This window comes from Micromonospora sp. NPDC049275, from assembly GCF_043197115.1.
Lineage (GTDB): Bacteria > Actinomycetota > Actinomycetes > Mycobacteriales > Micromonosporaceae > Micromonospora.
The window spans coordinates 61,596-86,224 of sequence record NZ_JBICSN010000015.1; the positions used below are offsets into that span (position 1 = coordinate 61,596).

A 24,629-nucleotide genomic window follows, 5' to 3' on the forward strand; every position below is an offset into this window, starting at 1 on the left:
TTCAGGGCGTGTGTCGAAGCCCCTGGCCGGCCTGCGACACGCGCCCTAGTCGACCCGGAGCCGGTAGCCGCGCTTGACCACGGTCTGCACCACGCGCGGCGCGCGCAGGCCGGCCCGCAGGCGTGCCACAGCCATCTCCACCGCGTGCTCGTCGGCGCCCCGGGGAAGGGTCCGCAGCAGCGCCGTGCGCGACAGCACCCGCCCGGGGGCCTGGGCGAGCGCCCGCAGCACCGCCATCGGGGCGGGAGCGAGCGGGCGTAGCTCGCCGTCGATCACCGCCGCGTGCCCGCGCAGGGTGAGCAGGTGCCCGGCGGCCTTGAACGTCACGGTCCGGCGGGGCAGCTCGTCGACGATGGTCCGCACCAACGCGCCCAGCCGAGCCCGACCGGGCGCGCTCACCGGTACCCCGTGGCGCAGCAACGGCTCGGCGGTCACCGCGCCCACGCAGCTCGCCAGCACATCGGTGCGCAGCGCGGACACCACCGCGTCGGTACGGTCCCCGGCGGCCCGCAGCAGCGCCTCCGCCGCAGGTGCCGAGGTGAACGTCACCGCGTCCACCAGACGGCCGGCGATCAGGTCGATCAGCCGGTGCAGCGGCGCCGGGTCGGTAGGCGGCGCCCAGCGGTAGACCGGCACCTCGATCACGGTGGCACCGGCCGCCTCCAGCGCGAGCGTGCACTCGGGTTGCCGCTCACCGTGCAGCTGCATGGCGATCACCTGCCCGGCCACGCCGCGCCGACGCAGGTGATCGACCACCTCGTCGCAGCTCTCCGACGCCGGTGACCACTGGTCGTGCAGGCCGGCCGCACGGATCGCGCCACGGGCCTTGGGGCCCCGGGCGACGACGTACGAGCTGGCGAGCACCGAACGCAGCGGTTCGGCCAGCCCCCAGCCCTCGGCCGCCTCCAGCCACCCGCGCATCCCGATGCCGGTGTTGGCCATCAGGATGTCGGGTGGCTGGTCGAGGCAGGCGCGGGTCGCCTCGCGCAGTTCCGTGTCGTCGGACAGCGGCACGATCCGCAGCGCCGGGGCGAGCACCACGCGGGCGCCCCGGCGTTCGAGCAGCGCGGCCAACTCGTCGCGCCGCCGGTCGGCGGTCACCCCGATGGTGAAGCCGGCCAGTTCTTCCCGCATCAGCCCTCCCGTCGCAACCGCACTTCGACGATCCCGTCATGGCAGCGCGTGTCGTGCCGGGCCACTGTCACCCCGGGCAGGTCGAGGCAGTCGCCGGTGCGTAGGTCGTACACCTGCTTGTGCAGCGGCGAGGCGACGGTCGGCACGCCGCGGCGGCTGCCCACGATGCCCCGCGACAGCACGTACGCCCCGGAGACCGGGTCGCGGTTGTCGATCGCGAACAGCCCGTCCACGGTGTGGAAGAGGGCGACCTGCACGCCGTCGACCAGGGCGGCGACACCCCGGTTCGGCTCCAGTCGGTCGAGGGTGCAGACAGCGGTCCAGTCGAGCGTGGTCGTGTGGCTCATCGCCGTACCTCCGGAAGGCCGAGTGTGACGGGCTGCCGGCGGGCGTCGGCCGGCTCGGATCGGGTGGTCGCCAGGGCGCGTGCCGGCACCGGCTGGCCGCGTTCCACGGCGAAGGTGATCGACGGGTCGGGCACGTCGGGGGCGTTGACGAAGGAGGTGTAGCGGCGCAGCCGCTCCGGGTCGTCCAGCACGTCACGCCACTCGTCGGAGTACGACGTCACGTGTCGGGCCATCGCCGCGTCCAGGTCCGCGCAGAGCCCCAGCGAGTCGTCGACGATCACCGCGCGCAGGTGGTCCAGGCCGCCCTCCATGGCCTCGATCCACCCGGCCGTGCGTTGCAGCCGGTCGGCGGTGCGAATGTAATAAATTAAGAATCTATCGATTATTCGAATCAGCGCTTCTGTTGACAGATCAGTGGCGAACAGGTCGGCGTGGCGGGGCCGGAAGCCGCCGTTACCGCCGACGTACAGGTTCCAGCCGGTCTCGGTGGCGATGATGCCGAAGTCCTTGCTGCGGGCCTCGGCGCACTCCCGGGCGCAACCGGAGACCGCCGACTTGAGCTTGTGCGGCGCGCGCAGCCCGCGATAGCGCAGCTCCAGCGCCACGGCCAGCCCCACCGAATCCTGCACCCCGTACCGGCACCAGGTCTCGCCGACGCAGGACTTCACCGTGCGCAGCGCCTTGCCGTACGCGTGGCCGGACTCGAAACCGGCGTCCACCAGACGTCGCCAGATCTGCGGTAGCTGCTCCACCCGGGCACCGAACAGGTCGATCCGCTGCCCGCCGGTGATCTTCGTGTAGAGCTGGAAGTCCCGAGCGACCTCGCCGATGACGATCAGCTTCTCCGGGGTGATCTCGCCGCCGGGGATCCGGGGCACCACCGAGTAGCTGCCGTCGCGTTGCAGGTTGGCCAGGAAGTGGTCGTTGGTGTCCTGCAACGACGCCTGCTCGCCGTCGAGCACGTGCCCGCTGCCCAGCGACGCGAGGATCGACGCCACCACAGGCTTGCAGATGTCGCAGCCGCGCCCCCGACCGTGCTCGCCGATGAGCTGGGAGAAGGTACGGATGCCCCGGACGCGGACGATCTCGAACAGTTCCCGCCGGCTCACGTCGAAGTGCTCGCACAGCGCGGTGGACTGCGCCACGCCGGCCGCGTCGAGGAGCTGCTTCAGCATCGGCACGCAGGAGCCGCAGCTCGTGCCGGCACGGGTGCACGCCTTCAACGCCGGCACGTCCGCGCAGCCGCCCGCGATGGCGTCGTCCACGTCGCCGCGGGTGACCGCGTTGCACGAGCAGACCTGGGCGGTGGCGGGCAGCGCCCCGGCGTCCGCGCCGCCGCCCTCGGGCGCGAGCAGCGCCAGCGGGGCGGCCGGCAGCGGGCCGCCGACACTGGCCCGCAACGTCGGGTACGCGCTGGCGTCGCCCACCAGCACCCCGCCCAGCAGGGTGTGCGCGTCGTCGGAGAGCACCAGTTTCGCGTAGACCCGGGTGGCCGGGTCGGTGAACGTGACGTCCAGACAGCCCTCGGTCGTGCCGTGCGCGTCGCCGAACGACGCCACGTCCACCCCGAGCAGCTTCAGCTTCGTGGCGGTGTCCGCGCCCGGGAAGGTCGCCGCGCCGCCGACCAGCCGGTCGGCCACCACCTCGGCGGTCGCGTACCCGGGGGCGACCAGGCCGTGGCAGGTGCCGTCGACAGCCGCGCACTCGCCGACGGCCCAGACGTGTTCGTCGGCGGTGCGGCAGGTCTCGTCGACAAGCACCCCACCGCGCGGACCCAGCGGCAGGCCGGCGGCCCGCGCCAGCTCGTCGCGGGGCCGGATGCCGGCGGCCACCACGACCAGCTCGGCGTCGACCACGCGGCCGTCGGACAGCTCCAGGGCGTCGACCGCGCCGTCGGCCCCGGCGCGGATCGCGGTGGTGGCCACCCCGAGGTGGGTACGCACACCCAGCTCCTCGACGTAGCGGCGCAGCATCGCGCCGCCGGCCTGGTCCACCTGCACCGGCATGAGCCGGGGCGCGAACTCGACCACGTCGGTGCTCAGGCCGAGCAGGCGCAGGGCGTTCGCCGCCTCCAGCCCGAGCAACCCGCCGCCGATAACCGCGCCGACCCGCCGACCCTGCGCGTACGTCCGGATCGCCGCCAGGTCGTCGAGCGTGCGGTAGACGAAGACCCCGGGCAGGTCGGCGCCGGGCACCGGCGGCACGAACGGGTACGACCCGGTGGCCAGCACCAGCGCGTCGTACGCGTACTCGCGCACGGCGGTGGTCACCACCCGACGGGCGCGGTCGATGGCGGTGGCCGGCTCACCGAGGCGCAGCCGCACACCGTCGTGCGTGGTGTGCACGTTGAGCTCGTCCTCGCTCACCCCGTCGAAGTACGCCGAGAGCCGCACCCGGTCGTACGCCGGACGCCCCTCCTCGGCCAGCACTGTCACCCGCCAGCGCCCCTGCGGGTCGCGGGCGCGCAGCGCGTCGACGAAGCGTTGCCCCACCATGCCGTTGCCGATGACGACCAGGTCCTGACCGCTCATCGCGTCACCTCCACAGATTCCGCTTCGGAGAGCCAGTCGACGATGCCGCCGACCGCATCCCGGCATCCGCCGCACCCGGTGCCGGCCCGGGTCGCCGCCACCACGGCGTCGACCGTCCGCGCGCCGGAGCGCCAGCAGCGCACCAACGCTCCCTTGGTCACGGTGTTGCACTGGCAGACGACTGCCGCGTCCGGCATCAGCGCCGGTGACGCGCTCGGTGCCGCACCAGCCCCGCCGAGCGCCCGGCCCAGCAGCAGGGCCCGCCGGTCGGCCGGCACCGGGTGACCCCGGTCGAAGAGCTGGATCACCGTGCCGACCGCCGGGTTGTCGCCGAGCAGGATCGCGCCGATCAGTCGCTCGTCGCGGATCCGCAGGCGGGCGTACGTACCCCGGGCCGGGTCGGTGAACGTCAGCTCCTCGCCCGGCCCGCCGCCCGCCGCGTCGCCCATCGCCGCCAGGTCGATCCCGGCCGCCTTGAGTCGGGTCACCACCGGCCGGGGCCGGTAGCGGGCCAGCGGGTCGGTGCCGGTGAGCACGTCGGCGAGCACCCGGGCCTGGGCCCAGGCGGGGGCGACCAGTCCGGTGAGCGTCCCGTCGTGCTCGGCGCAGTCGCCGATCGCCGAGATGCTCCGATCGCTGGTACGGAGCCGGTCGTCCACCACCACGCCGCGTCGCACTGTCAGACCGGCGGCCTGCGCGAGGGCGGTGTCGGGGCGTACCCCGCAGGAGAGCACCAGCAGGTCGGCGTGCAGCGACCGGCCGTCGGCCAGGTCGAGGCGGACGCCGTCGTCGTCGGCGACCACTCCGGTCGCCGGCACCGCGAGCTGGATGGTGACGCCCAGCCCGGTGAGCGTGCCGGCGAGCACCGCGCTGGCCGCCGGATCGAGCTGCCGCTCCATCAGGTGCCCGGTGTGGTGCACCACAGTGGTGGCGAGCCCCCGGGTCGCCAGGCCCCGGGCGGCCTCCAGGCCGAGCAGCCCGCCGCCGAGCACGAGGGCGCTGCGCGCGCCGTCCGCGACGGCGAGGATCCGGCGGCAGTCGTCCAGGGTCCGGAAGGGAACGACCCGCCGTGGCAGGTCTGCCGGGTCGAGGCCGGGCAGCGGCGGCACCACCGCCCGCGCGCCGGTGGCCAGCACCAGGTGGTCGTAGGAGATCCGTTCGCCGTCGCCGGTGCGGACCTCGCGGGCGGACCGGTCCACAGCTGTCACCGGCACGCCGGGGCGCATGTCGATGCCGTGCCCGGCGGCCTCGGTCAGCTCCACGTCCGGTTCGGCGATCCGGCCGGCAAGCAGCGTGGAGAGCATGATCCGGTTGTACGCGCGGTGCGACTCCGCCCCGAGCACTGTGACCTTCCGGTCGCCCTCGCGGGCGTGCAGCTCGGCCGCGAGTCGCGCACCGGCCATCCCGTTGCCGACGATCACCACCCGGGCCGTCATGCCTTCTCCACCCGGACCGCGCAGATCTTGAACTCGGGCATCCCGGAGATCGGGTCCACCGCGTCGTTTGTCACCGAGTTGGCCCGGCCGGCGCCGGGCCAGTGGAACGGCGCGAAGACCGTGTCCGGTCGGATCCCCGGGCTGAGCCGGGCCGGCGCGCGCAGCTCACCCCTGCGGGACGTGACCCGCACCGGGTCGCCGTCGTCGATGCCCAGCCGGGCCGCCAGGTCGGGGTGCAGCTCGACGAACGCCTCGGGTGCGGCGCGACGCAGCGCCGGCACCCGGCGGGTCTGCGTGCCCGACTGGTACTGGGTGAGCACGCGCCCGGTGGTGAAGTGCAGGGGATACGTGGCGCAAACCTCCTCGGCCGCGGGTCGGTGGTCCACGGGGTGGAACCGGGCCCGGCCGTCCGGGGTGCCGAACCGGTCGGCGAAGAGCCGTGGCGTGTCCGGCCCGTCGGCGCTCGGGCAGGGCCAGAAGACGCCGTCGGCGTCGTCGATGCGGGCCCAGTCGATGCCTGCGTAGTCGGCGACCCCACCGGCGGAGGCGCGGCGCAGCTCGGCGAACACGGTGGCCGGATCGACCGGGAACCGCCCCGCCGCGATCTCGGCTGCCGTGGTGGCGGCGGCTGGTTCGGCACCCGCCGGCGCGGTGTCGGTTGCGTCGGCGACGGCCAGTCGCGCCGCCAGGTCGGCGAGGATGGCCAGGTCGGTCCGGACGCCCGGCGGTGGTGGGCGCAGCGCCCGTCGACGCAGCACACGGCCCTCCAGGTTTGTCATCGTGCCGTCCTCCTCGGCCCACTGCGCGGTGGGCAGCACCACGTCGGCAAGCGCCGCCGTCTCGGACAGCAGCAGGTCGGCGACGACCAGCAGGTCCAGGTCGCGCAGCCGGCCCTCGATCCGCGCCGCCCGGGGAGCGGAGACGACCGGGTTCGAGCCGAACACCAGCAACGCCCGGGGACCGCCCGCGGTGCCGAGCGAGTCGAGTAGTTGGTAGGCAGGCACGCCGGGGCCGGGCAGGTCGTCGGCCGGCACGCCCCAGACAGCGGCGACGTGCTCCCGAGCCGCCGGGTCGTCGATCTTGCGGTAGCCGGGGAGCTGGTCGGCCTTCTGCCCGTGCTCGCGTCCGCCCTGACCGTTGCCCTGGCCGGTGAGGCAGCCGTACCCCGAGCCCTCGCGACCGGGCAGACCGAGAGCGAGAGCGAGATTGACGTACGCGGTGACGGTGTCGACGCCCTTGGCATGCTGCTCGGCGCCACGCGCGGTCAGGATGATCACCCGGCCGCCGGTGCCCAGCGCTCGGGCGGTCGCCTCCAGGTCGGCCACCGGCACGCCGGAGAGCTGTTCCGCGCGGGCCGGCCACCAGGCGGCGACGCTGCGCCGGACCGCGTCGAAGCCGGTGGTGCGCTCGGCCACGTACGCCTGGTCGACCCAGCCTTCGGTGAGCGCGATGTGCAGCAGCGCGTTGGCCACCGCGAGATCGGTGCCGGGCAGCGGTTGCAGGTGCAGGTCGGCCTGGCGGGCGGTGGCCGTGACGCGGGGGTCGACGACGATGAGCTGGCCGCCGCCCCGGCGCTGCTCGGTGAGCCACCGCACCAGCGGCGGCATGGTCTCCGCCGGGTTGGCGCCGACCAGCAGCAGGGTGTCGGCCCGCCCGAGGTCGGCCAGCGGGAACGGCAGCCCCCGGTCGACGCCGAAGGCGCGCATCCCGGCGGCCGCCGCCGAGGACATGCAGAACCGTCCGTTGTAGTCGATGTTGCGGGTACGCAGCGCCACCCGGGCGAACTTCCCCAGCGCGTACGCCTTCTCGTTGGTCAGCCCGCCGCCGCCGAAGACGGCGACCGCGTCCCGACCGGAGCTGCCCTGGATGGCGCGCAGGCCGCTGACGATCCGGTCCAGCGCGGCGTCCCAGGTCGCCGGGCGCAGGTCGCCGGTGACCGGGTCGCGCAGTAGCGGCGTGGTCAGCCGGTCCGGGTGGTCGAGCAGCTCGGCGGACGTCCAGCCCTTCTGGCAGAGCCCGCCCCGGTTGGTGGGGAACTGGCGGGGGAGCACGCTCACCCCGGTGTCGTCCTCGCGCAGCGTCATCCCGCACTGAAGGGCGCAGTACGGGCAGTGCGTCGCCACCTCCCGGGGGGTTCGCCCCGGTCGAGTTGCCGGCCGTGCACCGTCTGTCATGTCCAGAAAGCGTGCCGCCGGGCGGTTTCCGGTCCGGGTCCCTTCTGTTTCGGTCCTGTCAAGTGGGGCTCACACCGCACCGGGGCAACGCGAAGAACGGGTGGTCGCCAACCGTCGTCCAACCGGCCGCTCCACCGGGCCGGTTCCGTGGAGATCTTGGACAGTTTCCGTTCTCAGGTAACGGAAACTGTCCAAGATCTGGCAGGTCGAGGGCGTACCTCGATACGTGCTGCTTATAATGTGGGATAACTGTCTCAAGGCTTGGGAGCGCCTGATGAGCGTGACGGACGTCTTCGACGCGGTGGCCGGCACCTACGACGAGTCGCGCCGACGACTGATCCCCTGCTTCGACGCCTTCTACGGCACAGCGGTGGAGGTGGCGGCGCCGCCACTGCGGGCCGCGCTGGCCGCCGGTCGTACGCCGGAGGTGTTGGACCTGGGCGCGGGCACCGGGCTGCTCTCACTGCTGCTGTCCGCCGCCGTGCCCGGGGTCCGGCTGACCCTGGTGGACGGTGCGCCGGCCATGCTCGCCCGCGCCACCGAACAGTTGCGCGACCGGGGCGTGCCGCACCGGACCGTCCGGGCCGACCTGGCCGACGAACTGCCGGCCGGCCGGTACGACGCGGTGGTCAGCGCGCTGGCGATCCACCACCTGGACGACGACGGCAAGCGGGCGCTCTACCGGCGGGCCGGGGCCGCGCTGGCACCGGGTGGCGTGTTCGTCAACGCCGAGCAGGTGGCCGGCCCGACGCCGGCTCTGGACCGGCGCTACGACGAGGTGTGGCTGGCGCGGATCACCGAGCTGGGCGCGTCCACCGACGAGATCGCGGCTTCCCGGGAGCGGATGCGGCACGACCGGCCGGCGAGCGTCGCCGACCAGTGCCGGTGGCTCGCCGAGGCCGGCCTGGTCGACGTCGACTGCTACTTCAAGGAGTGGCGCTTCGCCGTGTTCGGCGGCCGGGCCCGGTGACGATATGTGCGTTTCGACCTCCGGAGACGAGCCGGTCGGCGCGTGGATGACTGACGGTCATACCGATGGGTAGTCTCAGCGGCATGACTGCCAAGGTGACGCTGTCGTTCACGGACGAGACCATCGAGGAGGCCCGACGCTTCGCCAAGCGCGAGGGGCTGTCCCTCTCGGCGTGGATGGACCAGGCCGCCCGGGAGAAGGCGCTGCGCGAGGTCTTCACCGCGCACGCCGCCGCCGTGGGCCGCGCCGGCCTGGACCTGGAGTCCGCAGCCCTCGCCGACGCCCGCGAGGTGGGCATGGTCAACGATCTCTTCTCCGGCGGACGGCCGCGTGCTGCGTAGGGGTGAGGTCTGGCGCATCGAGGGCGCCCGGGAACGCCTCGGGCTCGTGATCAGCTCGGACGTCTACAACTCCACCGACGTGCCCATCGTGATCGTGGTCGAGGTGGTCGAGGAGTCGCTGCTGCGCGACTCGCCCCTCGCCGTGTCGATGGGCCGGTACGTGGTGATGCCCGACCGGATCTCCGCGCCGATGAAGAAGTGGTTCACCGAGTGTGTGGACGTCGCCGACACCGAGATCATGCTCCGGGTCGGCCGCGCCCTGCGCATCCTCCAGCAGCTCTGATTCCCCGGACCTCACCATCGCCGCCGGCCCGTGGTGCGGTAGCCGTTTCCGGGCCGACCCGTGACGGGCACTGTCAGGTAACTCCGCCTTCCTAGCGTTCCTCCTCGTCGCATCGACGAGGAGGAGCCGCCGTGAGCACGCTCACCAGCACCGCAGTCACCACCGCGCCACCCGCCGTCGCCGGGCGTCGACGCCCGCTCGACGACTGGCGGCCCGAGGACCCCGACTTCTGGCGTACCACCGGCGCCCCCATCGCCCGCCGCAACCTCTGGGTGTCGATCTTCGCCGAGCACGTCGGCTTCTCCGTGTGGAGCCTCTGGTCCGTGACAGTGCTCTTCCTCGGCCCCGCGTACGGCATCGACCCGGCCGGGAAGTTCCTGCTCACCGCCGTGCCGGCCGCGCTGGGGGCGGTGCTGCGGTTGCCGTACACCCTGGCGGTGGCCCGCTTCGGCGGGCGGCGCTGGACGACCATCAGCGCGCTGCTGCTGCTGGTCCCGACGGTGCCGATGACTGTGCTGCTCGAACCCGGGGTGTCCTACTCCACGCTGATGGTGCTGGCCTGCCTCACCGGCGTGGGCGGCGGCAACTTCGCCTCCTCGATGGCGAACATCAACCTGTTCTACCCGTCCCGGCTCAAGGGACGGGCCCTCGGGCTCAACGCCGGTGGCGGCAACCTCGGCGTACCCGCGGTGCAGCTGGTCGGGCTGGCGGTGCTCGCCACCGCCGGCGCCGCGTACCCCCGGTTGGTGCCCGCGGTGTACCTGCCGCTGATCGTGCTGGCCGCGCTGGCGGCGACCCGCTGGCTGGACACCGTGCCCGGCGCGCGCAACGAGCCCGGGGCGCTGCGCGAGGCCGCCCGGGACCCGCACACCTGGATCATGTCGCTGCTCTACATCGGCACCTTCGGCTCGTTCATCGGGTTCGGCTTCGCGTTCGGGCAGGTGCTCCAGCTCCAGTTCGCCGAGCGGTTCCCCACCCCCGTGGACGCCGCCTGGCTGACCTTCCTCGGGCCGCTGGTGGGCTCGCTGATCCGGCCGCTGGGTGGCCACCTCGCCGACCGGCTCGGCGGAGCCCGGGTGACCTTCTGGAACTTCGTGGCGATGGCCATCGGCGCCGGCACGGTGCTGTACGCGGCCCGCGAGCGCTCGTTCGGGCTCTACCTGGCCGGGTTCCTCGCCCTGTTCGTCTTCTCCGGCGTCGGCAACGGCTCCACGTACAAGATGATCCCGGCGATCTTCCGGGCGCGAGCGGCGGACGCCGTGGCCGCCGGCACCCGCGACCCGGAGGCCGCCGCGCGGTGGGCGCGGAGGATGACCGGCGCGTTGATCGGCATCGCCGGCGCGATCGGCGCCTCCGGCGGCGTGCTCGTCAACATCGCCTTCCGCCAGTCGTTCCTCGGCTCCGGCAACGCCGATGCCGCCTACCTGGCGTTCATCGGCTGGTACGCGCTGTGCTTCGCGGTGACCTGGGTCGTCTACCGGCGGCCGGGGTCGCACCGGCTCGCCGGGGTATGATCCGGGTCACGGCCGGCGCGTCGCCGCGCGGCATCCCCACCCCCGTTTTGACCTGCCGATGGGGCGCCGGGTATCGTTGCCTGCTGTTGTACGACATCCAGAGGCGTGCCCTATCAGGTACGCTTGGTCGTTCGTGCGCGCTGGTCCGGCCTGCTAGATCTGGTCACCTCGGCGCGCGACCCCAGACCGACGACGAGACAAGGTAGACCTGTGCGTACGTACAGCCCGAAGCCGGGTGAGATCGAGCGTCAGTGGCACGTCATCGACGCCTCTGATGTCGTGCTGGGCCGCCTGGCCACCCACGCCGCCACGTTGCTGCGTGGTAAGCACAAGCCGACTTTCGCGCCGCACGTCGACACGGGCGACTTCGTCGTCATCGTGAACGCGGGCAAGGTTGCGCTGACCGGCAACAAGCGCCAGACCAAGGTCGCTTACCGCCACTCCGGTTACCCGGGTGGTCTGAAGCAGGTCGGCTACGACGAGCTGCTGACCAAGCGCCCCGAGCGGGCCATCGAGCTGGCTGTGAAGGGGATGCTCCCGCACAACAAGCTCGGCCGTCAGCTGATCAAGAAGCTGAAGGTCTACGCCGGCGCCGAGCACCCGCACCTCGCGCAGCAGCCGGTGCCGTTCGAGATCAAGCAGATCGCGCAGTGAGCGCGGGCGAAGGAAGCAGCATGACCGACATCATCGAGACCGAGGTCGCCCCGGAAGCCACGGAGGCCCCCGAGGCCACCGAGGCGCCGGCGCCCGTTGCCCGCGCGCCTCGTGGTGACCGGCCGATCCAGACCGTGGGCCGCCGCAAGGAGGCCATCGTCCGGGTTCGCCTCGTCCCGGGCACCGGCAAGATCACCTGCAACGGCCAGGACCTCGAGGCGTACTTCCCGAGCAAGGTGCACCAGCAGCTCATCAAGGACCCGCTGGTCACCGCCGAGAAGCCCGAGCAGTTCGACGTCATCGCCAACCTGCGTGGCGGCGGCACCACCGGCCAGGCCGGTGCCCTCCGTCTCGGCATCGCCCGCGCGCTGATCATCAACGAGCCGGACGACCGCCCGGCCCTCAAGAAGGCCGGTTTCCTCACCCGGGACGCCCGGGTCAAGGAGAGCAAGAAGTACGGCCTCAAGAAGGCCCGTAAGGCTCCCCAGTACTCGAAGCGCTGATCTTTCCCAGCGCGTTGTACTTCTGACGGACGGCCGGCCCACCTCCCCTCGACAGGGGAGGTGGGCCGGTCGTTTCGCTTTCTCCTTCTCGGTAGTGCTCATCGGAGGTTGGCGGGTATGGGTCGGTTGTTCGGCACGGATGGCGTACGCGGGCGGGCGAACGCGGATCTCACGCCCGAGTTGGCGCTCGCACTCGCCGTGGCCGCCGCGCACACGCTCGCCGAGACGGACCGCAGTCACCCGCCGCTCGCCGTGGTCGGCCGGGACACCCGGGCCAGCGGCGAGATGCTGGAGGCCGCCGTGGTCGCCGGGCTGACCAGCGCCGGCGCCAACGTGGTACGCGTCGGCGTGCTGCCCACCCCCGCCGTGGCGTTCCTCACCGCCGAGGCGAAGGCCGACCTCGGCGTGGTGCTCTCCGCGTCGCACAACCCCATGCCGGACAACGGCATCAAGCTCTTCGCCGCCGGCGGTCACAAGCTGCCCGACGAGATCGAGATGCGGATCGAGGCGGCCGTCGAGACGAACGCCACCACCGCCTGGGACCGCCCGATCGGTGCCGGCGTCGGCCGCGTGCACGACCTGCTCGACGGTGCCGACCACTACGTCCAGCACCTGATCAGTACCCTGCCGCACCGGCTTGAGGGCCTCAAGGTCGTGGTCGACTGCGCCAACGGCGCCGCCGCCGAGGTTGCCCCCGTCGCCTACCGGGAGGCCGGCGCGGAGGTCGTCGCGATCCACGCGGAGCCGAACGGCCTGAACATCAACGACGAGTGCGGCTCCAACCACATCGAGGCGCTGCGCGAGGCCGTGGTCGAGCACGGCGCCCACCTGGGCATCGCCCACGACGGCGACGCCGACCGGATCGTGGCGGTCAGCGCCGACGGCGACGAGGTCGACGGCGACCAGGTGATGGCGATCCTCGCGCTGGCCATGCGGGAGGCCGGCACGCTCACCCAGGACACCCTGGTGGCCACCGTGATGAGCAACCTCGGCCTGCGGCTGGCGATGTCCGCGCAGGGCATCCGGCTGATCGAGACCAAGGTCGGCGACCGGTACGTGCTGGAGGAGCTACGCGGATCCGGGCTGGCGCTCGGCGGCGAGCAGAGCGGCCACATCGTCATGCCCGCCCACGCCACCACCGGCGACGGCGTCCTCACCGGCCTGCACCTGATGGCCCGGATGGCCGCCACCGGCAAGTCCCTCGCCGAGCTGGCGTCCGTGGTCACCAAGCTGCCGCAGGTGCTGATCAACGTGCCGGTCGGCGACCGTACCGTCGGTGCCGCGGCGCCGGCCGTCCGCGCCGAGGTCGAGCGGGCCGAGGCGGAGCTGGGCGAGACCGGCCGGGTGCTGCTGCGCCCGTCGGGCACCGAGCCGCTCGTCCGGGTGATGGTCGAGGCTGCCACCGAGGCGACTGCCCGCGAGGTCGCCGAGCGGATCGCCGCCCTCGTCCGCACGGCCAGCCCCGCCGCGTCGTAGCCGAGCCGGCCGGGGCGTTCGCCCGGCGCGTCAGCGGGTCAGGGCGCGCAACCGGGTGACCGCCTCGGTCAGCACCTCCGGGCGCTTGCAGAACGCGAACCGGACCAGTCGCCGGCCGGCCTCGGCGTCGTCGTAAAAGACCTGGGTCGGCACGGCCACCACGCCGCAGCGCTCCGGCAGGGAACGGCAGAACTCCACCCCGTCGGAGCCGCCGAGGGCGGTGATGTCGGCGGTGACGAAGTACGTCCCCTCCGAGTCGAACACCTCGAACCCGGCGTCGGTCAGACCGCCGACGAGCTGGTCACGCCGCTGCTGGAGACTGTCCCGGAAGCCTGTGTAGTAGTCGTCGGGCAGGGCCAGCGCCACGGCGACCGCAGGTTGCAGCGGCGCGGCGTTGACATAGGTGAGGAACTGCTTCACCCGCAGCACCGCCGACACCAGCGCCGCCGGGCCGCTCACCCAGCCGATCTTCCACCCGGTGCAGGAGAACGTCTTGCCGGCCGACGAGATGCGCAGCGTCCGCTCCCGCATTCCGGGCAGCGTGGCCAGCGGCACGTGTGGGCTGGACGCGTCAGTGAACACCAGGTGCTCGTAGACCTCGTCGGTGACCGCGTACGCGCCGTACTCCTGGCACAGCTCGGCGACCAGCGCCAGCTCGGCCGGCGTGAACACCTTGCCGGTCGGATTGTGCGGCGAGTTGAGCAGCACCAGCCGGGTACGCGGCCCGAACGCCGCCCGCAGCGCCGCCGGGTCGAAGGCGTACCGGCCGTCCGCGCCGGGACGCAGCGTGACCGGCCGCCGGACCGCGCCGGCCAGGGCGATCGAGGCGGCGTACGAGTCGTAGTACGGCTCGAAGCAGACCACCTCGTCGCCCGGCTCGCAGAGCGCGAGGACGCTGGCCGCCACCGCCTCGGTCGCGCCCGCCGTGATCACGATCTCGCTGTCCGGGTCGTACGCCAGGTCGTGGAACCGCCGCTGGTGGGCCGCGACGGCCGCACGAAGAGCGGGTATCCCCGGGCCGGGCGGGTACTGGTTGTGGCCGCCGCGCAGCGCCTCGGCGGCGGCGGCCAGCATCTCCGGTGGGCCGTCCGTGTCCGGAAAGCCCTGGCCGAGGTTGACCGCCCCGGTCCGTACGGCGAGGGCGGACATCTCGGCGAAGATCGTCGTGCCGAACGGCCGCATCCGGGCCACCAGCGGGTCGACATCGGTGCTCGTCGTCACAGGCGCCAGCCTACGACCACACGTCGGCGTAACCCCAGCCTCACTCGGGCTCACAACTGGTCGCCCAGGTCCCCCGAGTCCTGTTGACGACCGGTTTGCCGACGCCCGTGACGGTGACGGCGCACTCGATCGGCCGCTCCTGATGGTCGGACCACCTGGCCTCCACCATCACCCGGCTCTGGCCGCTGGTCCGGATGGTGGTGCGCCAGGGCAGCCTCGCGCCGTCCACGTGGATGAGGTCGCTCTCCGCGTCGTAGTACGCGATGTCCGCCTGTCCCGCGCCGGTCACCTCGTAGACCACTGTCACCGGCGCGGGCCCCGACGTCGGGCGCGTGATCGGCCGCTTCGTGGGTGTGGGTGTGGTGGGCCGCACCTCGCTCGGCTCCGGAGCGGCGGTCGGCGGCCAGCCGCCGTCGTCGTCGTACGGGCCGTCGTCGTACGGGCCGCTGTCGTACGGGTCCTCGGCGACCGGCTCCGGGAGCAGGTTATCGATCAGGGGCCCGGCCACGCAGAAGCAGCCGCAGACGGCGAGGACGAGCGCCACGACGACCCCGACGACGATTCCGACCACTCGACCGGTGCTGCCGGGAGGACGGCCACCGACCTGCGGATAGCCCGGGTAGAGGTACGGCGGTGGGTAACCCGGTGGGGGATAGCCCGCGGGCGGGTAACCCGGGGCCGGCCAGGGGGTCGGCCCGGGGGGAGTCCACGGGGTTCCGCTGGGGCCGGGCGTCCACGACGAGGTGGGCGGCGTCTCGGGCGGGGGCGTCGCCTCGGGCTGCGACGCCGAGTGCCCCGGCGGCGGGTCGGGCGTCCAGTGGGTGGACGACGGGCCGGGCGCCCAGGGCGGTGGGGGCGCCCAGGGCTGGCCCGGAGCCAGGGGGTCGGGCGTGGGATAGGAACCCGACGCGGCCCAGTCGGACGGCGGGGGCGCCGGCTGTCCGGCCGTCGGGTCCGGCGGCGTCGGGGTCGGCTCGGGCGGCGGCGCGTCGGACATGGCTGCTCCGGGCGGGAGTGGGTATGGGGCCAACGGGCCAGGGGAGCGCGCGGGCCGGGGAGCGCGCGGGCCAGGGGAGCGCGCGCCGAACCCGCCGGAAGACTGTCGTACCCGCTGGCCGTGCGCAACCCCGTCGGTCGGCGGGACCGCGACCGGGCCGGTGTCACTCGTCCGTTTACGGCCCGTACACCACCGATCGCTCAAAGTCGGTGCTTGTTTAGCCGACTTTCGAGCACCCATGTTGAGCGAAACTGGGTTAGGCTGCGGGCCATGTGTGGAATCGTGGGATACGCGGGCGCGCGCCCCGCACTGGGCATCGTGCTCGACGGGCTACGGCGACTGGAATACCGGGGTTACGACTCGGCGGGCGTGGCGATCGTCTGCGACGACCAGCTGCTGACCGAGAAGAAGGCCGGCAAGCTCGCCAACCTGGAGAAGGTGCTCTCCGAGCGCGCGGCCGACGACCCGGCCTCCTGCGCGGCCAGCCCGATCGGCATCGGTGACGGCACCACAGGCATCGGCCACACCCGGTGGGCCACCCACGGCGGGCCGACCGACCGCAACGCCCACCCGCACCTGGCCCCCGACGGCCGCGTCGCGGTGATCCACAACGGCATCATCGAGAACTTCGCCAAGCTCCGCGCCGAGCTGGAGGCCGACGGCGTCCAGTTCACCAGCGACACCGACACCGAGTGCGCCGCGCACCTGCTCTCCGCCGCGCTGTCCGACCTGCGCGCCGCCGGCCAGCCGGACGGTCCGCAGCTGCTCGCCGCCGGCATGCGCGTCGTGTGCCAGCGGCTCGAGGGTGCCTTCACCCTGCTCGCGGTCGACGCCTCGGTGCCCGGCGCGGTCGTCGGCGCCCGGCGCAACTCGCCGCTTGTCGTCGGCCGGGGCGAGGGGGAGAACTACCTGGCCAGCGACGTGGCCGCGTTCATCGAGCACACCCGGGAGGCGGTGGAGCTGGGTCAGGACCAGATCGTCCTGATCACCGGCGACAGCATCGAGATCACCGATTTCGACGGTCAGCCCGCCAGCGGCAAGGACTTCCACATCGACTGGGACTCGTCGGCCGCCGAGAAGGGTGGCTACGACTGGTTCATGCTCAAGGAGATCGAGGAGCAGCCGCAGGCCATCGCCGACACGCTGCTCGGCCGCCTCACCGAGACCGGTGAGATCGCCCTCGACGAGGTCCGCCTCAGCGACCAGGATCTGCGCGACGTCGACAAGATCTTCATCGTGGCCTGCGGCACCGCGTACCACGCCGGCATGGTCGCCAAGTACGCCATCGAGCACTGGACCCGGATCCCCTGCGAGGTGGAGCTGGCCAGCGAGTTCCGCTACCGCGACCCGGTGCTCGACAGGTCCACCCTGATCGTGGTGATCTCGCAGTCCGGCGAGACGATGGACACCCTGATGGCGCTGCGCCACGCCAAGGAGCAGAAGGCCCGGGTGCTGGCGATCTGCAACACCAACGGCTCGACCATCCCGCGCGAGTCCGACGCCGTTCTCTACACCCACGGCGGGCCCGAGATCGCCGTCGCCTCCACCAAGGCGTTCCTCACCCAGGTCGTCGCCTGCTACCTGATCGGCCTGCACCTGGCCCAGGTGCGCGGCATCAAGTTCGCCGACGAGGTGGGCGCGGTGGTCGCGCAGTTGCAGGAGATCCCCGGCAAGCTGCGCGAGTTGCTCGACCGCATCGAGCCCGTCCGTGAGCTGGCCCGGGAGCTGAAGTCCGAGCCCACCGTGCTGTTCATCGGCCGGCACGTCGGCTACCCGGTGGCCCTGGAGGGCGCGCTGAAGCTCAAGGAACTGGCGTACATGCACGCCGAGGGCTTCGCCGCCGGTGAACTGAAGCACGGCCCGATCGCCCTGATCGACAAGGGCACCCCGGTGATCTGCGTGGTGCCGTCCCCGGTGGGCCGGGGGATGCTGCACGACAAGGTCGTCTCCAACATCCAGGAGGTCCGGGCGCGCGGCGCGCGGACCATCGTGATCGCGGAGGAGGGCGACGAGGCGGTCGTCCGGTACGCCGACCACCTGATCTACGTGCCGCGTACGCCGACGCTTTTGGCCCCGCTGGTCACCACGGTGCCGCTGCAGGTGCTCGCCGCCGAGATCGCCGCCGCCCGGGGGCACGACGTGGACCAGCCCCGCAACCTGGCCAAGTCGGTCACCGTCGAGTAGTCGCCGCTGACGTCCGGGGCCCCGGGCACCGCACCCGCGGTGCTCGGGGCCCTGCCGTGCGAGCGACGCCAGTCCGGCGCGCCCAGCGTCAGCGGCCCGTGGTCAGCGGCCTGCCCTCAGCGGCCCAGCACCACGCGGGCCATCCCGTCCAACGCCGGGTTGCCCGGCTCCCAGTAGCCGCTGTGCCCGCCGCGACCGCTGGGGAACACCCGGCCACCGAACCCGGAGTCGGCCGGATCGTGACCGAACCACAGCTCGTGACCGGTCCGCTCCGGCCAGCCCAGCACGGCGGCGAGCGGAGCGGCGCCCAACAGGGCCCGGCGGCCCAGCTCGTCCACCGGCCGGGCCAGGCGGATCACGTCGTCCGGAGCCCTGCCGGCCCACACCTCTCCGGCCGGTACGCCGAGCTCGGCGGCGTGCGCCGCGCCGACCCCCGGCGAGCCGACGAACATCAGCGCGTCGGCCGCCAGCCCGTGCTCCCGGGCGGCGATGCCCACCACCAGCGACCCGTAGCTGTGCCCGAGCACTGTCTGCCGTGCCGGCGGCCCCTCGTGGGTGGCGCGCAGACCCTCCTGGAAGCGGTGCAGCGCCGGGCCGGCGTCCCGGGCCTGGCCGGCCGACGCCGCCTCGTTCAGGAAGTCCGGTGCGTCGTAGTCCAGCCACAGCACCGCCGCACTGCGCTCACCCGGCGCGAGCGTGGCGCAGCGCTCCAGCACCCGGGCCGCCCGGCCCAGCTCGCCCGGGGCGTCGTCGAGCCCGGCGGTCATTCCCGGCACGTACGTCAGCACCCGGTCGGCGTGGTCCGGATCGCCGAGCGCCACCACCACCCGACCCTCACCGGCCGGGTCCAGCCCCAGCAGGTACGCCCGCGGTTCCCCGCCCGTCAGGCGCTCGGTGAGCGCGTCCAGGCCCGCCAGCCGCGCCGCCACCGCCCGCAGCCGCAGCGACGCGAGCGGCCCCGGCGGCACCCGGGTCAGCAACCGCCGACGCTCGGCCAGCAACTCCGCACGCCGTGCGCCGACCCGCAGGCGGTTGGCCTGGTCGCGGGCGGCCACCGGCACCCCGTCCAGGCCACCGACGAGGGCCGGCTCGTGCCCGACCAGCCACCGTCGCTGCGCCGGGGTCAACCCGGACCACCAGGCGCGCACCTGCGCCGGTGTCGCCCCGGCGGACGGTCGGCCGGGCGGCGGTGGGGACGCCCACCCGGTCCCGGCGGCCCGGGCCAGCTCGTCCAGCCGGTCGGCGGCCAACCGGTCGGCCGCGCCGGCCAACTCCAGCGCGCCCCGCAACGCCGCCACGACCCCGGCCCTGGCGGTCGGTCGCAGGCGAGTCGGATCGGCGTGCACAGCACCGGACCGGTCCACCAGCAGCCCGACCGCGTCGGCCCGAGCTACCGCCTCGGCGAGCCTCGCCTTCGCCACCACGAGGCGCCCGGACAGCTCGGACAGCACCTGATCGGCCTCGATCAGTGCGGGCGCCACCGAGGACACCTCGCCCCGCAGGCCGGCCAGCCGAGCATCCGCCGCCACCGCGGCAGCGCCCGACCAGCCGCCCCGCAACCGACCGGCGGAACCGGCCAACTCGCCAGCGTGCCCCTCGACCGCCCCGGTCAATCCGGCCCAGGCCGCCCCGGCCGCACGCCAACCTCCCGGATCGGCGGCCCAGAGCTGCCGGTAGCCGACACCGCTCACCGGGGTAGGGCGGTGAACCGGCCGGCTGCCCGGTCGTCCACCGTCTCGTACGCCTCGGCCGCGGCCCGGACCCCACCGGCGGTCGCGGCCACGGCCGCCCCCAGCCGGCAGAACCAGCCGTGCGCGGCCGACTCCAGCCCCGCCAGCGCCGTTGCGGCCCGCCAATCCGGCGCCGGCACCAGCAGCCCGGAGGCCCCGGCCAGGCCCCACGCCAACCGGTACGCCTCGTCGTCGAGCGCACCGGCGACCACGCGCAGCTCCTGCGGCCGGACGGTAAACGGCTCCTCGGTCATACCCACCCCCGTGCACGATCGGCATCCACGCGCTGACGCTAGGCAGGTCAGGATCGTGCCGGAGTGCCCTGTGGACAGCCGGCCGCGGCCGTACCCCGGTGTGTCCACAGGCGTTGCCCACGACGGGCCCGACGGCTAATCTCCCGCCTCCACCGCCGGTAGGGTGGTCTGGTGATCGTCGCTGTCGGCATCGACGTCGTCCTGGTCGACCGGTTCGCCCGGTCCCTGGCGCGGACGCCGCTGCTCGCCGATCGGCTCTTCACCACGGCCGAGCGGGCCACCCGCTCCGGCACCCCACGCTCACCGGAGTCGCTCGCCGCCCGATTCGCCGCGAAGGAGGCCGTCGCGAAGGCGCTCGGCGCCCCGGCCGGGCTGAGCTGGCACGACTGCGAGATCGTGCCCGACTCGGACGGCCGACCCTGGCTGACCGTCTCGGGCACCGTCGCCGCGGCGGCCGTCGCGCGCGGGGTCAACCACTGGCATCTCTCGCTGTCACACGACGGTGGAATCGCGTCGGCGCTGGTGGTCGCGGAACGGTGATGTCGGCCGGGTGGCCGTGGCGGCCCACCCGCGAGCGGAATGGGGCACGGTGACATGAGAGCGGTGTGGCGGGCGGCCGACGTACGGGCGGCTGAGGCCGGGCTGATGGGCACGCTGCCGGAGGGCACGCTGATGCAGCGGGCCGCCGCCGGGCTGGCCCGCCGGGCCGCCCTGCTGCTCGGCGAGCGGGGCGGGGTGTACGGCGGCCGGGTGCTGCTGCTCGTCGGCTCCGGCGACAACGGCGGTGACGCCCTATACGCCGGGGAACGGCTGGCCCGCCGGGGCGTCGAGGTGTCCGCCCTGCTGCTCACCCCGGGGCGGGCGCACGCCGCGGGGCTGGCCGCGCTGCGCGCCGCCGGTGGCCGACTGGTCGACCGCCCGGCCGGCCCCGTCGACCTGGTCCTCGACGGCATCGTCGGTATCGGGGGCGCGGGCGGGCTGCGGGCGAGCGCCGACGAGCTGGTCCAGCGCCTCGACGATCTGCGCGGGCGCGACGGCGGTCGGGCCACTGTGCTGGCCGTGGACGTGCCGAGCGGAGTGGCGGTGGACACCGGACACGTGCCGCTGTCCACGTCCGGCCGGCCCACAGCGGTCCGCGCCGACGTGACGGTGGCCTTCGGCGCGTTGAAGCCCGCCCTCGTGGTGGGGCCGGCCGCCGCGCTGGCCGGCGAGGTGGAGCTTGTCGACATCGGGCTGCGGCCCTGGCTGCGGGGCACTCCGGCGCTGCGGGTCACCGAGTGGTCCGACCTCGAGCAGTGGTGGCCGGAGCTGGGCGCGGCGTCGGAGAAGTACACCCGGGGCGTGGTCGGGGTGGCGACCGGCTCGGAGACGTACCCGGGCGCGGCGGTGCTCTCCGTCGGCGGGGCGCTCGCCGGGCCGACGGGTCTGGTCCGCTACGCCGGTGGCGCGCGGGTCGAGGTGCTGCACCAGCACCCCTCGGTGATCGCCGCCGCGCGCGTCGGCGACGCCGGGCGGGTGCAGGCCTGGGTGTGCGGCTCGGGGCTGGGCACCGGCGACGACGCGGCGGCCGAGCTGCGGGCCGTCCTGGCCGCCCCGGTGCCTGTGGTGCTCGACGCGGACGCGCTGACCCTGCTGGTGGACGGCTCGCTCGCCGACCGGCTGCGCGGCCGGGACGCGCCGATCGTGGTCACCCCGCACGATCGGGAGTTCACCCGGCTGTGCGGGGAGGAGCCCGGCGCCGACCGGGTCGGGGCCGCGCTGCGGCTGGCCGCCTGGATGAACGCGGTGGTGCTGCTCAAGGGGGACCGCACGGTGATCGGCACGCCGGACGGCCGGGCGTACGTCAACCCGACCGGCACCCCGGCGTTGGCCACCGGCGGCACCGGCGACGTGCTGGCCGGGCTGCTCGGCTCGCTCCTGGCGGCCGGGGTGCCGGCGGACCGGGCGGCGGCCTCGGCCGCGTACCTGCACGGGCTCGCCGGTCGGGAGGCGGCCCGCGGCGGCCCGGTGACCGCGCCCGACGTGGTTGCCGCGCTGCGCCCGGTCATCGCCAGGCTGGGCTGATCGTTCCCGTTCCGGGGCGCCTGGCCGGTTCGCCGGAGCGGGCCGTGCGTCGCCGCCCACGGTGATCAGGGTGGAAAGTAGGCTGGGCGCATGTGGCAGGCCGAGGTACGCGTCGATCTTGACGCGATCCGCGAGAACGTGAGCCGGCTCCGCTCCGGCACCAGCGCCGAGCTGATGGCGGTGGTCAAGGGCGACGGGTACGGCCATGGCATGCTCCCGGCCGCCCGCGCGGCACTGGACGCCGGGGCTGACTGGCTCGGCGTCTGCACCCTCGACGAGGCGCTCACGCTGCGCCGGGCCGGGATCACCGCGCCCGTGCTGGCGTGGCTGCTCGCGCCGGGGCTGCCGCTGCACGAAGGGGTGAGCGCCGGGGTGGACCTCGCCGCCGCGAGCCTTGCGCAACTGGACGAGATGGTCGAGGCGAGCCGGCGTGCCGAGCGCCCTGCCCGGCTGCACCTGAAGATCGACACCGGGCTGTCCCGGGGAGGCGCCACAGTCACCGACTGGCCGGCGCTGCTCGACGCCGCCGCGAAGGCGCAGGCCGACGGCCTGGTCGAGGTGGTCGGTGTGTGGAGCCACTTCGTGTACGCGGACATGCCCGGCCACCCGACCACCGACCGGCAGCTCGCCGTCTTCCACGAGGGCCTGGCCATGGTCGAGCGGGCCGGGCTGCGCCCCCGCTGGCGGCACCTGGCCAACTCGGCGGCCACCCTGACCCGCCCGGACACCCACTTCGACCTGGTCCGACCCGGGCTGGCCATCTACGGTCTGTCCCCGGTGGCCGGCGAGACGTACGGGCTGCGACCGGCGATGACGGCGCGCGCCCGGGTGATGCTCACCAAGCGGGTGCCCGCCGGCACCGGCGTCTCCTACGGGCACACCTACACGACCGAGGCCGACGCGAACCTCGCCGTGGTGCCCCTCGGATACGCCGACGGCGTGCCCCGCCACGCCTCCAACACCGGGCCGGTGCAGCTCGCCGGCGCGCGGAGGACGATCTCCGGGCGCGTCTGCATGGACCAGTTCGTGATCGACTGTGGCGACGACCCGGTGGCCGACGGCGACGTGGCGACCCTGTTCGGCAGTGGTGCCGACGGCGAGCCGACGGCCGACGACTGGGCGGAGGCGGCCGGCACGATCAACTACGAGATCGTCACCCGGTTCGGCAGCACGCGGGTGCCGCGTGTCTACGACGGTGAGCGCCCCTCATGACGTACCGCATCCCACGTCCGCGGACCGCGGCCGGCCGGGTCGCCGGTCTGGTCGGCGCCGCGGTCGGGGTGGCGGCGGCCGGCCTGGCCGCCGGCGTCGCGACCGAACGCACCCTGGTCCGCCGGCTCAAGGCCGACCCGGCCGACCGCTACGCGCACGAGAGGTTCGGCGAGCAACGGTACGACGAGGCGTTCCGGCTGGAACTGCCGGACGGCACGGACATCCACGTCGAGGTGGTCGAGCCGACCCGCCCGGTGCCGGGGCACCCGACGGTGGTGCTGGTGCACGGCTTCTGCCTGGACATGGGCACCTTCCACTTCCAGCGCCGGATGCTCGCCGCGCGCGGTGACTACCGTGTCGTCGCGTACGACCAGCCGGGTCACGGCCGGTCCGGCCGGTTGGAGACCGGGGAGTACGACCTGGCGGTGCTGGGCCGGACGCTGCGTGAGGTCATCGACCGGACCGCCCCGGAGGGGCCGCTGGTGCTTGTCGGCCACTCGATGGGCGGCATGACCATCATGGCGTTCGCCGAGCTGTTTCCGGAGCTGTTCGGTGACCGGGTGGTGGGCACCGTGCTGATGGCCACGTCGGGCGGGTTGATCGCGGAGACCAAGCTTGTCGCGCCGGCGCTGCTCGGCCGGGTCGGCGGGCCGGTGCTCTACATGTTCAGCAACGCCACCCGGTACGGCGGTCCGGTGATCGACAAGGCCCGCAAGTCCACGTCGAACGTGGCCTGGCTGCTCACCCGCAAGTACGGCTTCGGCACCCGCAAGCCCAGCCCGGCGCTGGTGTCGTACGTGGAGACGATGAACTCCCGGACCTCCGCCGACACGGTGACCCGCTATCTGCGGACACTGGCCACACACTCGCGTTTCCCGGCGCTGGCCGCGTTGGCGAACGCGCCGGTGCTGGTGGTCGTCGGCGACAAGGACATGATCACTCCGGTGACACACTCCGAGGAGATCGTCCGGCGGTTGCCGCACGCGGAGTTCATCAAGATCAAAGACAGCGGCCACGTGGTGATGCTGGAGCACGCAGACGAGGTGAACGCCGCGCTGGCGCGGTTCCTCGAGTCACTGGAGAGCATGGAGGACCGGTGAGTTTCGTCGTCAAACTGCCGACCGTCGAGGACACCCGGGAGTTCGGCCGCCGGCTGGCCGGGCTGCTGCGGGCCGGTGACCTGGTGCTGTTGACAGGCCCGCTGGGGGCCGGCAAGACCGCGCTCACCCAGGGCGTCGGCGCGGGGCTCCACGTTCTCGGGGACGTCACCTCGCCGACGTTCGTGATCGCCCGCGTGCACCGGCCGGATCCGGCCCGAGGCGGTCGGGTGGCCCTGGTACACGCCGACGCGTACCGGCTGGGCGCCGCCAGCGACCCGCGTGCCGAGATCGACGACCTGGACCTGGACGCCTCGGTGGACGAGTCGGTGACCGTGGTGGAGTGGGGCGAGGGCCTGGTGGAGCAGTTGGTCGACGCCCACCTGCGCGTCCGCATCGACCGCCGCGACGACGACACCCGGATCGTCGAACTCGACCCGGTCGGCGGCGACTGGGCCCGCCGGCTCGCCGAACTGAGTTAGGGGCCTGTGTCGGCGCGGCGCTGTC

General features: G+C 73.6%; 22 protein-coding genes. 13 read left to right on the forward strand and 9 right to left on the reverse strand.

All coding sequences use genetic code 11. The features are described from left to right. Positions 1-45 precede the first annotated feature (45 nt). From ACGFIE_RS29310 to ACGFIE_RS29330, 5 genes are read right to left on the reverse strand one after another with little or no spacing between them, the layout of a single operon-like run. Positions 46-1,134 carry a uroporphyrinogen-III synthase gene (locus ACGFIE_RS29310; protein WP_358141777.1) on the reverse strand — a complete coding sequence of 363 codons (1,089 nt, stop codon included), beginning with the start codon at positions 1,132-1,134 and terminating at the stop codon, positions 46-48. Continuing rightward, the gene (gene nirD / locus ACGFIE_RS29315) at positions 1,134-1,481 is read right to left on the reverse strand and encodes a nitrite reductase small subunit NirD (RefSeq protein ID WP_393300615.1); all 348 of its coding nucleotides are present in this window, start codon (positions 1,479-1,481) and stop codon (positions 1,134-1,136) included. Before nirD ends, ACGFIE_RS29310 begins: the two co-directional genes overlap by 1 nt. Then, entirely contained in the window at positions 1,478-4,012 is a 2,535-nt protein-coding gene (gene nirB / locus ACGFIE_RS29320) for a nitrite reductase large subunit NirB (RefSeq protein ID WP_393300618.1), read from the reverse strand. The genes nirD and nirB overlap by 4 nt, the downstream gene beginning before the upstream one ends. Continuing rightward, positions 4,009-5,448 carry an FAD-dependent oxidoreductase gene (locus ACGFIE_RS29325; RefSeq protein ID WP_393300621.1) on the reverse strand — a complete coding sequence of 480 codons (1,440 nt, stop codon included), beginning with the start codon at positions 5,446-5,448 and terminating at the stop codon, positions 4,009-4,011. The genes nirB and ACGFIE_RS29325 overlap by 4 nt, the downstream gene beginning before the upstream one ends. Further along, positions 5,445-7,622 carry a molybdopterin oxidoreductase family protein gene (locus ACGFIE_RS29330; RefSeq protein WP_393300624.1) on the reverse strand — a complete coding sequence of 726 codons (2,178 nt, stop codon included), beginning with the start codon at positions 7,620-7,622 and terminating at the stop codon, positions 5,445-5,447. The genes ACGFIE_RS29325 and ACGFIE_RS29330 overlap by 4 nt, the downstream gene beginning before the upstream one ends. A gap of 274 nt (positions 7,623-7,896) precedes the next feature. Here ACGFIE_RS29330 and ACGFIE_RS29335 point away from each other — a divergent pair, with 274 nt between their 5' ends. From ACGFIE_RS29335 to glmM, 7 genes are all read left to right on the forward strand, one after another. After that, positions 7,897-8,592, forward strand: coding sequence for a class I SAM-dependent methyltransferase (locus ACGFIE_RS29335; protein ID WP_363680395.1), 696 nt, complete (start codon positions 7,897-7,899; stop codon positions 8,590-8,592). Positions 8,593-8,675: 83 nt separating this feature from the next. Beyond that, on the forward strand, positions 8,676-8,933 hold the full coding sequence (locus tag ACGFIE_RS29340; RefSeq protein ID WP_203149772.1) for a DUF6364 family protein: 258 nt from the start codon (positions 8,676-8,678) through the stop codon (positions 8,931-8,933). Beyond that, positions 8,923-9,216, forward strand: coding sequence for a hypothetical protein (locus ACGFIE_RS29345; protein WP_393300627.1), 294 nt, complete (start codon positions 8,923-8,925; stop codon positions 9,214-9,216). The genes ACGFIE_RS29340 and ACGFIE_RS29345 overlap by 11 nt, the downstream gene beginning before the upstream one ends. Positions 9,217-9,347: 131 nt before the next feature. Next, positions 9,348-10,730, forward strand: a complete 1,383-nt coding sequence (locus ACGFIE_RS29350) for a nitrate/nitrite transporter (RefSeq protein WP_393300630.1) — start codon at positions 9,348-9,350, stop codon at positions 10,728-10,730. Between the two features lie 210 nt (positions 10,731-10,940). Beyond that, a complete protein-coding gene (rplM, locus tag ACGFIE_RS29355; RefSeq protein ID WP_007465158.1) occupies positions 10,941-11,384 on the forward strand; it encodes a 50S ribosomal protein L13 in 444 nt (147 codons plus the stop codon). Between the two features lie 20 nt (positions 11,385-11,404). Next, positions 11,405-11,887, forward strand: a complete 483-nt coding sequence (gene rpsI / locus ACGFIE_RS29360; protein ID WP_238687804.1) for a 30S ribosomal protein S9 — start codon at positions 11,405-11,407, stop codon at positions 11,885-11,887. Positions 11,888-12,004: 117 nt separating this feature from the next. Then, the gene (gene glmM, locus ACGFIE_RS29365; protein WP_393300634.1) at positions 12,005-13,363 is read left to right on the forward strand and encodes a phosphoglucosamine mutase; all 1,359 of its coding nucleotides are present in this window, start codon (positions 12,005-12,007) and stop codon (positions 13,361-13,363) included. A gap of 30 nt (positions 13,364-13,393) precedes the next feature. Here glmM and ACGFIE_RS29370 read toward each other — a convergent pair whose 3' ends face one another. Both ACGFIE_RS29370 and ACGFIE_RS29375 read right to left on the reverse strand, forming a co-directional pair. Next, positions 13,394-14,584 carry a pyridoxal phosphate-dependent aminotransferase gene (locus ACGFIE_RS29370; protein ID WP_393300637.1) on the reverse strand — a complete coding sequence of 397 codons (1,191 nt, stop codon included), beginning with the start codon at positions 14,582-14,584 and terminating at the stop codon, positions 13,394-13,396. Positions 14,585-14,624: 40 nt separating this feature from the next. After that, on the reverse strand, positions 14,625-15,581 hold the full coding sequence (locus tag ACGFIE_RS29375; protein WP_393300640.1) for an MmpS family transport accessory protein: 957 nt from the start codon (positions 15,579-15,581) through the stop codon (positions 14,625-14,627). Between the two features lie 270 nt (positions 15,582-15,851). Here ACGFIE_RS29375 and glmS point away from each other — a divergent pair, with 270 nt between their 5' ends. Then, a complete protein-coding gene (gene glmS / locus ACGFIE_RS29380) occupies positions 15,852-17,765 on the forward strand; it encodes a glutamine--fructose-6-phosphate transaminase (isomerizing) (RefSeq protein WP_363680383.1) in 1,914 nt (637 codons plus the stop codon). A gap of 116 nt (positions 17,766-17,881) precedes the next feature. On the opposite strand, the gene ACGFIE_RS29385 is transcribed toward glmS, so the two are convergent. Together ACGFIE_RS29385 and ACGFIE_RS29390 are read right to left on the reverse strand one after the other, a co-directional pair. Then, a complete protein-coding gene (locus tag ACGFIE_RS29385; protein WP_393300643.1) occupies positions 17,882-19,456 on the reverse strand; it encodes an alpha/beta hydrolase in 1,575 nt (524 codons plus the stop codon). Next, the gene (locus tag ACGFIE_RS29390) at positions 19,453-19,749 is read right to left on the reverse strand and encodes a hypothetical protein (RefSeq protein ID WP_393300645.1); all 297 of its coding nucleotides are present in this window, start codon (positions 19,747-19,749) and stop codon (positions 19,453-19,455) included. The genes ACGFIE_RS29385 and ACGFIE_RS29390 overlap by 4 nt, the downstream gene beginning before the upstream one ends. A 171-nt stretch (positions 19,750-19,920) precedes the next feature. On the opposite strand from ACGFIE_RS29390, the gene ACGFIE_RS29395 reads away from it, so the two are divergent. The 5 genes from ACGFIE_RS29395 (at position 19,921) to tsaE (ending at position 24,604) form a co-directional block, all read left to right on the forward strand. Further along, positions 19,921-20,289, forward strand: a complete 369-nt coding sequence (locus ACGFIE_RS29395) for a holo-ACP synthase (RefSeq protein ID WP_363680377.1) — start codon at positions 19,921-19,923, stop codon at positions 20,287-20,289. 54 nt (positions 20,290-20,343) lie between these two features. Beyond that, a complete protein-coding gene (locus ACGFIE_RS29400; RefSeq protein ID WP_393300648.1) occupies positions 20,344-21,813 on the forward strand; it encodes an NAD(P)H-hydrate dehydratase in 1,470 nt (489 codons plus the stop codon). Positions 21,814-21,903: 90 nt separating this feature from the next. After that, positions 21,904-23,025: an alanine racemase gene (alr, locus tag ACGFIE_RS29405; RefSeq protein WP_393300651.1), complete on the forward strand. Its 1,122-nt coding sequence runs from the start codon at positions 21,904-21,906 to the stop codon at positions 23,023-23,025. Further along, complete coding sequence (locus tag ACGFIE_RS29410; protein ID WP_393300654.1) at positions 23,022-24,125, forward strand: alpha/beta fold hydrolase; 1,104 nt, start codon at positions 23,022-23,024, stop codon at positions 24,123-24,125. The genes alr and ACGFIE_RS29410 overlap by 4 nt, the downstream gene beginning before the upstream one ends. Next, positions 24,122-24,604, forward strand: coding sequence for a tRNA (adenosine(37)-N6)-threonylcarbamoyltransferase complex ATPase subunit type 1 TsaE (tsaE, locus tag ACGFIE_RS29415; protein WP_266246177.1), 483 nt, complete (start codon positions 24,122-24,124; stop codon positions 24,602-24,604). The genes ACGFIE_RS29410 and tsaE overlap by 4 nt, the downstream gene beginning before the upstream one ends. Positions 24,605-24,629 lie beyond the last annotated feature (25 nt).

What these genes read in the sequence shown, in the direction of transcription:
- ACGFIE_RS29310 (WP_358141777.1), bottom strand. Translation starts at nt 1,134, where the DNA reads ATGCGGGAAGAACTGGCCGGCTTCACCATCGGGGTGACCGCCGACCGG.
- nirD (WP_393300615.1), bottom strand. Translation starts at nt 1,481, where the DNA reads ATGAGCCACACGACCACGCTCGACTGGACCGCTGTCTGCACCCTCGAC.
- nirB (WP_393300618.1), bottom strand. Translation starts at nt 4,012, where the DNA reads ATGAGCGGTCAGGACCTGGTCGTCATCGGCAACGGCATGGTGGGGCAA.
- ACGFIE_RS29325 (WP_393300621.1), bottom strand. Translation starts at nt 5,448, where the DNA reads ATGACGGCCCGGGTGGTGATCGTCGGCAACGGGATGGCCGGTGCGCGA.
- ACGFIE_RS29330 (WP_393300624.1), bottom strand. Translation starts at nt 7,622, where the DNA reads ATGACAGACGGTGCACGGCCGGCAACTCGACCGGGGCGAACCCCCCGG.
- ACGFIE_RS29335 (WP_363680395.1), top strand. Translation starts at nt 7,897, where the DNA reads ATGAGCGTGACGGACGTCTTCGACGCGGTGGCCGGCACCTACGACGAG.
- ACGFIE_RS29340 (WP_203149772.1), top strand. Translation starts at nt 8,676, where the DNA reads ATGACTGCCAAGGTGACGCTGTCGTTCACGGACGAGACCATCGAGGAG.
- rpsI (WP_238687804.1), top strand. Translation starts at nt 11,405, where the DNA reads ATGACCGACATCATCGAGACCGAGGTCGCCCCGGAAGCCACGGAGGCC.
- glmM (WP_393300634.1), top strand. Translation starts at nt 12,005, where the DNA reads ATGGGTCGGTTGTTCGGCACGGATGGCGTACGCGGGCGGGCGAACGCG.
- ACGFIE_RS29375 (WP_393300640.1), bottom strand. Translation starts at nt 15,581, where the DNA reads ATGTCCGACGCGCCGCCGCCCGAGCCGACCCCGACGCCGCCGGACCCG.
- glmS (WP_363680383.1), top strand. Translation starts at nt 15,852, where the DNA reads ATGTGTGGAATCGTGGGATACGCGGGCGCGCGCCCCGCACTGGGCATC.
- ACGFIE_RS29390 (WP_393300645.1), bottom strand. Translation starts at nt 19,749, where the DNA reads ATGACCGAGGAGCCGTTTACCGTCCGGCCGCAGGAGCTGCGCGTGGTC.
- ACGFIE_RS29400 (WP_393300648.1), top strand. Translation starts at nt 20,344, where the DNA reads ATGAGAGCGGTGTGGCGGGCGGCCGACGTACGGGCGGCTGAGGCCGGG.
- alr (WP_393300651.1), top strand. Translation starts at nt 21,904, where the DNA reads ATGTGGCAGGCCGAGGTACGCGTCGATCTTGACGCGATCCGCGAGAAC.
- ACGFIE_RS29410 (WP_393300654.1), top strand. Translation starts at nt 23,022, where the DNA reads ATGACGTACCGCATCCCACGTCCGCGGACCGCGGCCGGCCGGGTCGCC.